10 protein-coding genes are annotated in these 12,948 nt (G+C 31.8%); 4 read left to right on the plus strand and 6 right to left on the minus strand.

The window, feature by feature from the left end; all coding sequences use genetic code 11:
* Positions 1-14 precede the first annotated feature (14 nt).
* The 4 genes from HM984_RS02810 to HM984_RS02825 form a co-directional block, all read right to left on the minus strand.
* A complete protein-coding gene (locus HM984_RS02810) occupies positions 15-596 on the minus strand; it encodes a hypothetical protein (RefSeq protein ID WP_179348035.1) in 582 nt (193 codons plus the stop codon).
* Positions 597-800: 204 nt separating this feature from the next.
* Positions 801-1,073: a helix-turn-helix domain-containing protein gene (locus tag HM984_RS02815; RefSeq protein WP_179348036.1), complete on the minus strand. Its 273-nt coding sequence runs from the start codon at positions 1,071-1,073 to the stop codon at positions 801-803.
* Positions 1,074-1,227: 154 nt separating this feature from the next.
* Positions 1,228-2,208, minus strand: coding sequence for an intermediate filament family protein (locus tag HM984_RS02820; RefSeq protein ID WP_179348037.1), 981 nt, complete (start codon positions 2,206-2,208; stop codon positions 1,228-1,230).
* Positions 2,209-2,282: 74 nt separating this feature from the next.
* Positions 2,283-3,596 (minus strand): site-specific integrase, encoded by a 1,314-nt coding sequence (locus HM984_RS02825; RefSeq protein ID WP_179348038.1) that lies wholly within the window; start codon positions 3,594-3,596, stop codon positions 2,283-2,285.
* A gap of 837 nt (positions 3,597-4,433) precedes the next feature.
* On the opposite strand from HM984_RS02825, the gene HM984_RS02830 reads away from it, so the two are divergent.
* Complete coding sequence (locus HM984_RS02830; RefSeq protein WP_115807827.1) at positions 4,434-4,805, plus strand: hypothetical protein; 372 nt, start codon at positions 4,434-4,436, stop codon at positions 4,803-4,805.
* Positions 4,806-4,906: 101 nt separating this feature from the next.
* Positions 4,907-5,431, plus strand: coding sequence for a hypothetical protein (locus HM984_RS02835; RefSeq protein ID WP_179348039.1), 525 nt, complete (start codon positions 4,907-4,909; stop codon positions 5,429-5,431).
* A 99-nt stretch (positions 5,432-5,530) separates the two neighbouring features.
* Here HM984_RS02835 and HM984_RS17745 read toward each other — a convergent pair whose 3' ends face one another.
* Both HM984_RS17745 and HM984_RS02845 read right to left on the minus strand, forming a co-directional pair.
* Complete coding sequence (locus tag HM984_RS17745; protein ID WP_371312046.1) at positions 5,531-7,759, minus strand: FUSC family protein; 2,229 nt, start codon at positions 7,757-7,759, stop codon at positions 5,531-5,533.
* A gap of 150 nt (positions 7,760-7,909) precedes the next feature.
* On the minus strand, positions 7,910-9,499 hold the full coding sequence (locus HM984_RS02845; RefSeq protein ID WP_179348040.1) for an FMN-binding glutamate synthase family protein: 1,590 nt from the start codon (positions 9,497-9,499) through the stop codon (positions 7,910-7,912).
* Between the two features lie 300 nt (positions 9,500-9,799).
* Between HM984_RS02845 and nhaA the strand changes: the two genes are divergently transcribed.
* Positions 9,800-11,110, plus strand: a complete 1,311-nt coding sequence (gene nhaA / locus HM984_RS02850) for a Na+/H+ antiporter NhaA (RefSeq protein ID WP_115807823.1) — start codon at positions 9,800-9,802, stop codon at positions 11,108-11,110.
* Positions 11,111-11,494: 384 nt separating this feature from the next.
* Positions 11,495-12,799: a Glu/Leu/Phe/Val family dehydrogenase gene (locus HM984_RS02855; RefSeq protein ID WP_179348041.1), complete on the plus strand. Its 1,305-nt coding sequence runs from the start codon at positions 11,495-11,497 to the stop codon at positions 12,797-12,799.
* The last annotated feature ends 149 nt before the right edge of the window (positions 12,800-12,948 follow it).

Genomic DNA, 12,948 nt, shown 5'->3' on the forward strand with positions numbered 1-12,948 from the left:
TATTTAAATTTAATTTATTGTTGATTTTTGAATAGGTAATCAACGCTACACCCAGTATTTGCGACGCTTTCGCAGTATATTCTATAGTTTCTATTATCTTCTAGAAAAGTTTGGAGTAAGCCTTCTAAAACGGGCTTTAAAATCGTTGGTTCTTCATCCGCCAATAGGTGCACATGAAGTCTATCTTGTTTATCATATTCTATCGTTTCGAGATAGTTAACATCTCGTGTTAATACCTTCAAATGATTTATTAAGTATTGGTGATAATCACGATCGTAATAATCTTTAGTAGTCCAAACTATATTGCTTTTCCAATTATGGCTATATATGGTTGGTGACTTATTTTTTTGAGGTGTTTTCAGTTTAAATGCATCTAGAATAGAATAATGAATGTGGTATCTACCTTTTTCTTTTTTGATTGTTCCTTGTGGGTGATACTTTTCAAAAATCCTCTTAACCATATTCTTTAATGATTTGTAACTGATATTTTTAATAGCAACTATATCTTTAAGGCAGTACCATTTATCATATCTGTTTTTGTTAATACCTTTTATTAAATCGTTATACTCTTTTTTAATTTCTACTTTGTTTTTCATATTTAAATTTGTTTATAACAAGACACAGCTCGGACTTGGTATTAATAAATACTATGCACCTTGGGTAAAGTGAATAGTTATACCCTTCTTTTTTTTTAAAAAGCAGTTAACTAACTGATTTTTAGTTGTTAAAATTTTAAAAATAATTTAGTGAGCCAGTGATATGCTAGCTGAGGTTTTGCCCCTCCTATTTATGTGTTTTGGTCAGCACGCAATTGGAGTTAGTGCATTGTGAACCTCATCGAGTTTGTAGTAAACTCGTGTTCCTATGCTATAAGCAGTAAGGACACCTTTTTTGTGCCAGTTAGTAAGTGTAGTGAAGCTCACTCCGAGCATTTTGGCGGTTTCTTTGCGCGAAACCCATGTAGGAGGTTGTTGAGGTTGAAAATCTTTTTTGAACTGTTGTAGCTCTTGCTTTAGCGCTAATAAGATGTTAGACGTTAGCTTTTCTTCTGTAATTTGAATTAGTTGAATCATAATTTCCTTTTTTTATCGTTTCGTTGAAACAAAGGAGAGGCGGGTCTTAAAAAGGGTCTAACTGTTTTTGAAACAATTAGACCCCTTTAAGTTTTAATACGATTATAACTACCAGTATTTAAGTGTGTTGTGTGTTTTTTGGTTTTGTTTGTAATTATATATTTATGTCATTTCTTCTAAAGAAACCTTGAACTTCTTCTTCTGAATTTACTTTTCTTGCTTTGTTTAGCTCTCGATTTTTTACTTTATAAGTGTTATCAAGCAACTTTCTAGCATTGTCAACACTACAATTCATTGTTATTGCTAGTAGTTTGTTTTTTGATTTTTTAACTTCTGTTATTTCATGTAGTTTTTTTATGAATCCAAGTTGATCTAGCATTTCATATCTTTCAATTAAACTAAAATTCGGTAATTGTGATTTACTCAATACAGTTTCATCTAATTTCTCAAAATCATTAGTTTCGGGCACTGGAATCAAATTAATGTATACATCTTTTTTTGTCTTAGCTAATTGGATTATGTATCCTAAGTCGAATATTTCGTTAGAAATAAAATCTAACTTTCTTTGGTTGTTTATTTGTAGTAGTTCTTCCGTTTCATAATCTATCACCTTGTAGTATTCTGTAATAAGGAAAAGGTCTTTTGTTTTTAGTGAATTGTGAATATGATTCGTGTTATTATATTTTTCTTTTTTTGTGTTTTTAAGAAAGAATAAGTATTCGTGCTTGTGGAAATCTAAATCAGTACTGCCTTCATGTTTAGTTAAATAAGTAGATTTTAATGTTTGTGAATAATTTCTGTATGTTGTTAGAGGACAATGAAGCCAAAAGGTATTGGTAACACCAGAATAATGATAGACATCTTTAATTAAAGAGTTTACAGATTCGGAAGTGCTATTAATCTGCAGAATTAGATTTAGAACTTCATTTTTAGAGGCGGATTCTGGATTTATATTATTGAGTTTTTCTGTAAGTTTTATGTGTAATAATACCCCAGTATGTATCGAAGAGGATAATTCGTAAAAATCATCGTCCTGTTCTTTGCTTGTTTCTATATTATCTCCTTGATAGTCTAAAAACTCTAATTCTGCAGAAGAAAATTCACCTACTTGGTATTCTTCATGTTCTTTGTTCATCGCTATTTTTAATAAAAATTCAGCTAAATATAGTATTTAAAGTAAAAAAAGCATGATTAGATCATGCTTTTTAATTACGAAAAAAACTTATGTTTTGAAATCTTTTCGGCGCGCTCTAAATCATCAACTTTAATATAATTGTAAAATACTTTTTCGGTACTATGTCCAGAAATTGCCATGATGTCAATTGTCGGCATTCCGCTCTTGTATGCGTTTGTGCAAAAGCTTCTTCGTCCAGTATGATTTGTTATAAGTTCAAACTTGTTAACGGTATTAGATACTTTAATACCTCCTTTAGTTATTTCTTTATTAATAGGTTCGCTAATTTGTGCAAGCTCACCAATTTCTTTTAGGCAATAGTTTATATGTTGCTCCGTCATCCTATTTGGTGGATTTCCGTTTCTTTTGTCTAATATATTATTAACTGTACTATTAATTGGTATAGTTAGTCTCTTTGAATTTTTCTTAGTGATAACTGAAATATAACTAGAACCTTTTTCTGTTATTATGCTTTTAGAAGAAAGATTGTTAAAATCTGACACGCGCAACCCCGTATTAGCTGATATTAAAAACAGATCGCGTGCGATTTCTAATTTGTCTTTAGTGATGACAAAATCTTTGTTAATTCGTTTTGGTTCAAAATTCGAAAAATCTAATTCAAATATTTTTTCAAGTTCATCTGTGTTTAGGTATATATTATAAACTTCTTCAAACGGTTTTTTAAAATATGTTTTTCTGAAATCTAAGTTAAAGTGATAATTCTTTTCAAAACTAGCATTCATGATTGTTTTTAGAATTTTAATCTGAGTACCGATATAGTTTAAAGAATAGTTGTTGTCGTGTAGATAGTTTAAGAATTCATCATAAAATTCAAGATTTATTTTGTCGTAAGTAAGCGTTAGTACTGTATCGTTAAATTTTTTTAATAATGAATAGGCATTGCGATATGTTTTTGCTGTTCCACTAGCCATTGGTGCTCCAGTCGTTATTAATGGGTTCTTTTGGTAGTGTTCGATATACCATTTGTAGAATGGCAATAATTCTAAGTGTTGAGGTTTTTCTTCTGCTACTTGATTTTTATTTAAATACTGGTCTAATACTTCTTTTAGCATTTGATTAGTGACTTCTATGCTTTTTGTGATAGCTAAGTCTGTATATGTCCTTTCTATTAATGCATGTATGTCGGTTAATTTATTGTTGACTTCGTTCTTTTGTACTTCAACGACAACATTTTTAATTCTCATTTTGGAATCATCCCAATTCTTTATATCTGAAACTTTAAGACCAGTAGAGTATCTTAAGCGTTTGTTGCTTCCGTAATTGAAAAATAATTGTATAGACGCTGATTTGTTTGTTCCTTTTCTTACCTTAAATGTAACTTTTGCCATAATAATTTAAACTTATATTCAAATATAATTAAAAAGTGACACATTATGATTTTTTATGTCATTTTTTGTGTCACTTTTTAATTTGTTTAGGTTGGTTTAACTTTGCTTAGGTTTTTGCTTGAGTATTATGTGTGTCCTTGTTTTAAGATGTTTTTGTAAGTTTGTGGTGTTGTTTATAGATGGTTTAGCTTTTATGTAAAAAACTATTTCGGCATCCCTTCGCGGTCACAAATAAATAGTTTCAAAAGAAAAAACGCCAAGCTAGCTTGAGCGTTTTTTTGTTGAAACTATTTTCAGAATGGAGCATAAGGGATGCGCAGCAATCCCTTGAGCGCCGTTCTGTTTTAAAAGGAATTAATATTATAAGCTAGCTTGAGCGTTTTTTTGTTGAAACTATTTTCAGAATGGAGCATAAGGGATGCGCAGCAATCCCTTGAGCACCGTTTTGTTTTAAAAGGAATTAATATTATAAGCTAGCTTGAGCGTTTTTTTGTTGAAACTATTTTCAGAATGGAGCATAAGGGATGCGCAGCAATCCCTTATGCACCGTTCTGTTTTAAAAGGAATTAATATTATAAGCTAGCTTGAGCGTTTTTTTGTTGAAACTATTTTTCAGAATGGAGCATAAGGGATGCTCAGCAATCCTTTTAGGCTCCGTTTTGATTTGAAGAATACTATGAGATTATCAATGTATTTTAATATGTCTAGTAATTCTAATTTTATATTGAGCTCTGTTAATACAATTTAAAATGTTAAAAAAAGACAATAATTTAACAGTCATTTTGCATAGGAATATTGAATTATAGATTTACTTTGTATTATAATTTGAATTTAAAAATGATTAAAACACTTTTTAGTATACTATTGTTTCTTGCTAGTTTGGGTACTTCTGCCCATGCTTGTGATACACAATTGCTAAATAGTGATTTAGAATCGTCATTAAGTATTGATAGCTCTAATGAAATTGCTGCGTATTCTACAACGCATCATTCGTTTTTTGATATTCAAACAGAGAACTATAGTGTTGTTTTCTTCAATGATACTGAGCCGTCTCGCGTAGATAGGGTTTTAGAGAATTCTAATGGAATTACTAATCGCAGTAAGCATCTTTCTGCTGTCCTACGCTCTCAGTTTAGTATTGCAGAGCCTCATAGTTTTAATACGCTTTACTTACGGGAGATTCTTTTTCCATTTCATTCCTTTTGGTAAAATAAGTGTAATAACATCATGTAATATGATGTCTGTCTATGACATAAAACCGTCATATCATTTTTTATACACTTAAATTAATATCAAAAACAATTAAAATCATGGGAACAGGATTATTTATTATCGATGCGATTATAATCGCTATCGTTATTTTACCATTTGCACTATTTATAAACGGAAGTAAAAAAAGAAAACGAAAATTAAGAAAGGCATTGCAGTCTGAAGCAACGCAAAACAATTGTAAATTATCTAAAATTGAAGTTGATAGTAACTTCGCTATAGGAGTTGATGAAGCTGAAGAAAAGTTGTTTTTCTACAAAGAAACAAGTGAACTAGCGTTTGCGCAAGTTGTAGACTTAAAATCGCTAGTGTCTTGTAAAACAATAAGAGAAAACAAACGTGTTAAGGACAAAACGAAGCATTACGATGTTATTGATAAACTCCAACTATCATTTACACATCATAATCTAAAGGACGCTACAGAATTAATGCTATACAATAACGACGATGAAATGGTTTTAAATAATGAAATTGCTATAGCGCAAAAATGGGAAGACTATGTCAATAACCTTATAGCAACTAAGATCTCGACTGTAGAAAGCGATAATGCAATGGTTATGGCTTAAATGCAATCTATTATATTTCAAAAAAACGTCTTTCAAAATCATTTTGAAAGACGTTTTTTTTGTCAATATTTTAAAAGCTTAATGTGGTTTAATAAAATATTAATTGATTTTAAACTTAGATGTTAGTTTTAGCATTTTTTCACTTAATGAAAATAACCAATACAACTGTTCCCAAACTAAATGTGCTTCTCTGTGGGTTCGTTCGCTATCTGTTTGCGAAATTGTATCATTTGCAATACGATTAAAAGGGAAATCAAAAGGTTCTGGTTTATAGATTGAACTATTGGTTCTAGGATCTTCGAAATTTATAGCATTCAATTGTGTACAGACCTTATCGAGATTGTTATTAATCTTGTCCGAAATTAGTATGAAATCGTCTGAAGCTTCAGTTGTTGGGTGGTTTTGTATGTATGAACTCAAAGAGGCTAAAGACGATAAAAAGCTATGATTAATGACCACTAATTCATAAATATCATCGATATGGTTTTGCTTGGACTCTGGTTCTTGAGCCATCCGCTGAAATGCAGAACTTAAATTAGACATTTGTAAAAAAGCTTCTTTACGATTTACTTTTAAACTTGTTGGCACAGCTCCCTTTTTCTGATAAAAGGTATTAATAGATTTAAAAAAGGCGGTATTGCCTTTTAAACTGTCCTTAATGGCATCTCCAATTTCCATAAACGACCAAGCAGGCCAAAGCCATCTCATGGCCATGTAAGAGAGAGTTGCTCCAATCAAAGTATCAATAACTCTAAATTGGATAACTTTTAAAATATCGGGTTGTAATATCGCATAGATGAATATAACACTCAATGTAATAAAGGTAGCAGAGGCTTTGTAATTTTTCTGTACCATAGAAAATGCAATGACTAAAGATAATACACCCAATGCCCCATAAACATAAGGGTCGAAAATTAAAAACACGAGTCCACTTGCTAGAGCTGCACCAATGAGTGTGCCAATCATTCGGTCTTTAGAGCGTGTTTTTGTAAGTCCGTAACTTGGTCGCATTATCACAATTACGGTGAGTATTATCCAATAAGGATTCTGAAAATCAAAGAATAAACCAATACCGTAACCCAACATTACCGCAACGGCTAATCGTAACGAATGCCTAAAGATGGTTGATCTAAAACTCAGATTTGTAAGAATTAATTTTGGGTCGTAATCTTGTGAACCTATAAAGCGCTTTAATTTATCATTTTTAATGAAATCGTCTGATGATAATTCCGGATTCCCTAATAGCCACTTAATCTTCTTTAATTTTTCAAACTGTTTTTTCTGATAGTCTAATAAATTTTGAAGCATTAGATAGCGTTCATAATCTTCTATGTGGTTTTCATTTTTAAACTTTAAAATATCATTTTCAAGGGTTTGCAAAGCATCAGAAAGCACTTTGTTTGACGGAAATAATTTTGACTTATTGATGTTTTTAGCAATAGATCGAAGTTGATAAGATAATTCTAAAATCAATTTTTGAAAATCAGTTTTTAACTCTGGATATTTTCCGAAAAGCACATCCATTTTATCATAATTTACAGGATTTGCAATCGCGGTTTCTAATATATCTACAAGTTGAACAAAAACTAATAGGCGTCTACTTTGGTAGTTTGATTTTCCTGAGCTTTTTCGAGATAAAATTAATATTTCCCGTAAGGTTTCATGATGTTCTGTCAGCGCACTCTGTAAGGTCATCAATTGTGTTTGTAAGCTCTCTCGGTCTGGTTGGTCGCCAATAAGTTGTCGTCTTATATCTAGAAAATCAGCAGTGAGTAAAAATGTTTCATTTAAAGTCTGTTCGGTTTGAGCTTTTGGATTGAGTTGATACCATAATGTAGAAAGTAATAAATACCACAAGCCACCAAGTCCAATGAATAAAGCATATTCATAAACCTCTAAGTTTTCAGAGGTATGTGCAAAACTTAAAACCAATGCTAATAATCCCGAAAAGCTGATTAGCGAAGCTCTAAAGCCATATATAGATAGAAAGGCAATACTAAACGTTAATACACCTAAAATAGGGAAGAGTAGAAAATTTGAAATATTGAGATAACCACCAATAAAACTAATTAGGACGACTAAAATTGCAGAAAAAAGAATCCCAACTTGTTTGTGTTTTAAACGTCCGCTAACATCACTTGGTGAACACCAAAATGCACCAAAGCAAAGGGCAAGACCAATTTCAAAATGATTAGCTATAATTCCTAAAACAATAGGAATTGTAACAGCAATGCCAATTAAAACGGCTTTTGAAAAGCTAGTGCTCTTAAAGAATTCTAGTAACTCTTTAGCGGGTTTTGAGATGAAAGTTAAAATTGGATTAATGATTTAATGGTTTCGTACAAAGATACGATTTGAATAGAGAAGCGAATTTTTATTTCTCTGTAGCAAAAAGAAATATAGGTTAGAAAAAATAAAAGCTGTTAACTTATGTTTTTACTAAAGTTAACAGCTAAAAATATATAATGCGTATCCGTATTATTTCATGATACGTGTCAACTGGAAAAACTTTTCGTATTCCTTAGGTATCGTATCAATGTTTAATAAAGACCCTTCTTCAATAGGAGGGTAAATGTCATGGTATGTTTTTACCACGTAAAGACCAACCCTTTTGCTTATATGGTCTCGTGTTAATTCCGCAGGACTATTAAGTCCAGCAGCAGCTACAAGTTCTAAGAAACTGTGAATTGTAGCTTCGTGATAGCGTTTTGCTCTTGGTGCCTTATCTTCAACAACTAACCCTTTTACTAAAGAAGGGTTTTGTGTTGCTACGCCAACAGGACATGTATTCGTATTACATTGTAATGCTTGTATACATCCTATAGAAAGCATCATAGCACGTGCGCTATTGCAGCCGTCAGCACCTAATGCTAAGGCTCTTGCCATGTGGAAACCAGTAATTATCTTTCCGGCAACAATAACTTTAATGTCTTTTCTTAAGTTGAAACCAACTAAGGTATCATGCACAAAAATTAAGCCTTCACGCAAAGGCATACCCATAGAATTAGAAAATTCAACAGGAGCAGCACCAGTGCCGCCTTCACCTCCATCTACAGTAATAAAATCTGGAAGAATCCCTGTGAAAATCATAGCTTCACAGAAGTCCATAAATTCTTGCTTTCTACCTAAGCATAATTTAAAACCAACAGGTTTTCCATCAGAAAGATCTCTAAGTTTTTTTATGAAATACATAAATTGAATAGGATCCGAAAATGCTGAGTGCGATGGAGGAGAGTGTACCGCAATCCCAGGTTTTACGTGTCTGATTTTTGCAATTTCTTCGGTGTTTTTTGAAGCCGGTAAAATTCCACCATGACCAGGTTTAGCACCTTGAGACAATTTAATCTCAATCATCTTAACTTCTGTCCGCAATGCATTTTCTCTAAAGGTGACTTCGTTAAATGTACCGTCATCATGTCGGCAACCAAAATATCCTGTACCAATTTGCCAAATTAAATCTCCGCCATGTTTTAAATGGTAATCACTAATAGCACCTTCACCTGTATTATGAGCAAAATTCCCCATTTTGGCACCTTTGTTTAATGCCATTACAGCATTTTTACTTAAGGACCCAAAACTCATCGCTGAGATATTTAATAAACTTGAAGAATAAGGTTGCTTACAATCTTTACCTCCAATTAATAAACGTGGAAATTCACCTATGTTTTTAGGATTTGTTTTGGCATACATAGAATGTTCTAACCATTCGTATCCAGAATGATAAATGTCCATCTGTGTACCAAAAGGCTCCGTGTCATTTTCTCCTTTTGCTCTTCGATAAATTAAAGATCGTAAAATACGATTAAGCGGTCTTCCTTCAGTATCAGTTTCAACAAAATACTGCATAATTTCTGGGCGTATAGATTCTAACATGTATCTAAATCGTCCTAGCAATGGAAAGTTACGTCGTATAGTATGAGACGTTTGTAAAATATCAAAAACACCCATAATAATGAGTGGAACTATTAACAGGAATACCCATAAAATAGGCTGCCAAACAAAAGCTATTCCGATAATAGCCAAAACAAGAATTATAGAAACTAGAATAAAATATTCACGGACTTTCATGGTGATAATTTTAAATTAATTGGCAAAGATAGGATTACCCAATCAAATAATAAATTAAAATTGCGTGCTTTGTCTTTTTTTACGAATTATTTTTACGAATCGATAATTATCTTAAGATTTTTTAAAAATCTCGTAAAATGAGCACTCGATTAAATTGAAAAGACTTTTTTTTTATATGACAAAATTTGCTTTTTGGAATTTATGATGAGTTTTCACAAAAATGTAACATTTATTTTTAACGTGTTTCATCTGTAAATCTTATATTTGAAGTTAAACCTTGTTTGTAACAAAACCAATTATATGATTAAAAAAGTATTTCTCACACCATTTCAAAAATTCGTAAAAATTGAAAGCTTTAGTGGTATTTTACTGTTGTTTGCTACAATATTAGCACTAGTTTGGGCAAATTCGCCTTATGGTGATGTTTATAGAGAAATATGGCAATATGATATAGGAATTGTAACTGAAACTTTTGAGTTTAAAAAACCGTTAATTCTCTGGATTAATGATGGGTTAATGGCGATTTTCTTCTTTCTGATTGGATTAGAAATAAAGCGCGAACTCTCAATAGGTGAATTGAATTCTCCTAAAAAAATTGCATTTCCTTTAGTTGGTGCTATCGGAGGTATGTTGGTTCCTGTAATCTTCTTCTTAGTGCTTAATCAAAATCCAGACACCACCAAAGGTTGGGGGATACCAATGGCAACTGATATTGCTTTTTCATTAGCTATTTTAAATGTTTTAGGAAAACGGGTGCCTTTAAGTCTTAAAGTGTTTTTAACTGCTTTCGCCATTGTAGATGATATCGGTGCAGTATTAGTTATTGCTTTATTTTATAGCGGAAGTATAAATATTACCCTATTATTAATAGCTTTAGTGATGCTTGCTTTCCTATATTTTTTATCCTTTAAAGGATTTTACTCTAAATTTCTAGTGTTTTTCTTAGGTGTAATTATATGGTTCTTATTTTTAAAAGCAGGAATTCATCCAACAGTAGCAGGTATTTTATTAGCATTCTCTGTTCCTATTAGACAGAAGATAGATACATCAACATTTTTAGAGCAATTAGAAAACGTTTATAATGATATTAAGACGGCAAGCGTATTAAAAAAACCAATTCTTTCTACGGAACAAATTTTGCATATAGATGATTTAGAAGATTGGTCTTCTAAGTTTCAATCACCGCTGCAACATTTAGAACATAATTTACATGGTTGGGTGGCTTACTTTATCATTCCAATTTTTGCGCTGGCAAATGCTGGAGTATTAATTAGTGGCACCGAGAATCTTGAGATAGCTTTAGTAACTAATATTATTATTTGTTTAGTTTTAGGTAAAGGTATCGGTATTAGTTTGATTGTGCTTTTAGCGAAAAAAATTAGATTGATAGAAGTGCCAAGTGAAATTAGCTTTAAGCATATTTTAGGTGTTTCATTTATTGCAGGTATTGGATTTACTATGGCTATATTTATAGCGAGTTTAGCATTTGCAACCACTCCAGAATATATTGATTCAGCTAAAATTGGTATTTTAATAGGGTCGCTAATCTCTGCCATAATAGGTTATGTGATTCTGAGTTCTACATCATCTAAAATTCAAACTAAGGATTAATGTTGATGATTTGCTTATTGCAAACGTGCTAAAACGAAACTAGCTTTTGATTCATGTCTTTATAATAAAATGACTCTATTTATTATAAAGACATTAATGTAATTATTCTTCAGTGCTTATCAGAAGTTATCGTTTAAATTATATCTGTTTATACGCCATTAAACCTATCTTTTTTAAGAACTAATTACGTGGTTTAAAAATTGAAATATTCTATTAGGGCCTCCTATAAACCATTTATTTAGTCGTTCATAATGGTATTGCGAAACAATAGTAATTTTTTAGTAAAATCTAATTTAGTTATTTAATAATATAACCCCTTTATATTATGGAAAGTGTTATTTTTGCGTTATAAAAATATATAATTCCAAAAATAAGACCACATAAATGGGAAATTCAAAAAATATTACCAAACCAAAAGTAAAAAAGGTACCTTTAAAAGGAATGATGGATAATGTAATGGAGCAATTTAATAGTGCTGCAGATCACATTAATCTACACCCTAATATTAGGAAAATATTAAGTATCACTAATAATGAAATTTTAGTGAATTTTCCGGTAAAAATGGATAGCGGTGAAGTTGAGGTTTTTACGGGTTATCGCGTTCAGCATAATGGAGCTTTAGGGCCTTATAAAGGTGGTTTACGTTACCACGCTACGGTAGACTTAGATGCGGCAAGAGCATTAGCAATGTGGATGACATGGAAAACGTCTTTAGCCGGATTACCATATGGTGGAGCTAAAGGAGGTATAAAAATTGACCCTGCATTATATTCAGAAAACGAATTAGAGCGTATAACTAGACGTTTTACATTTGCTTTAGCTGATAATATTGGTCCAGAGCACGACATACCTGCTCCAGATGTTAATACCAACAGCCAAACAATGGCATGGATTGCAGACACTTATATGAGTACGAGACCTCCAGCGCAGCGTACCGCGAATCAGCATGTTGTTACAGGTAAGCCAGATGGGAGTGGAGGATTAGAAGGTAGAGATAGAGCAACAGGATTTGGTGTGTATTTAACTATTAAGTTTTGGGCTGAGAAAAACAATATGGATCTAAACGGTAAAAAGTTTATTGTTCAAGGTTTTGGTAATGTAGGGTACTGGGCTTCACATTTTTTAGAAAAAGATGGTGCTAAATTAGTTGGTGTTCAAGATGCTCAAGGTAGTATTGAAAATCAAGACGGTTTAAATGTTGAAGACCTTTTTAAATATAATGAATCAAATAAGGGAACTATTGTAAACTATTCTGACTCTAAACCAGTGGAAAAAGGTGAATTCTTCTCAATAGATTGTGATATCTGTATTCCTGCTGCATTAGGAAATCAAATTACAAAAAAGAATGCACCCAATATAAAAGCAAAATTAATTGCTGAAGGAGCTAACGGTCCAACAAATGTTGAAGGGGAGAAGATATTAAAAGATAGAGGTATTTTTATAATACCAGATATTTTATGTAATTCAGGAGGAGTTATTGGTAGTTACTTTGAATGGTTACAGAATAGAAGTGGTGAGATTTGGCATCTAGAAGAAGTTATGGAGAAACTAACTAAGAAGCTAAATGGTTCGTTTAATAAAGTCTACGATTATTCAGAAAGAGGAGGTATAGACATGAGGACGGCAGCGTTTTGTATCGCTATTGAGCGTATAGAAAAAGCCTATGTACAACGCGGTATTTTTCCATAGACTTTAGATTTTTTAAGTCTAATATAAAAAAGCAAGTATCCTTTTCTAAGGGTACTTGCTTTTTAGTTTTACGTGATGGTTGCTAGCTTTAACTAGAATAGATACTAATGTTAAAATGAATCAATAATGATTGTTGTTACTTCTAGTCA

Origin of the sequence: Winogradskyella pacifica (assembly GCF_013403915.1) — a bacterium.
In the GTDB taxonomy this organism is placed as follows: Bacteria; Bacteroidota; Bacteroidia; order Flavobacteriales; family Flavobacteriaceae; genus Winogradskyella; species Winogradskyella pacifica.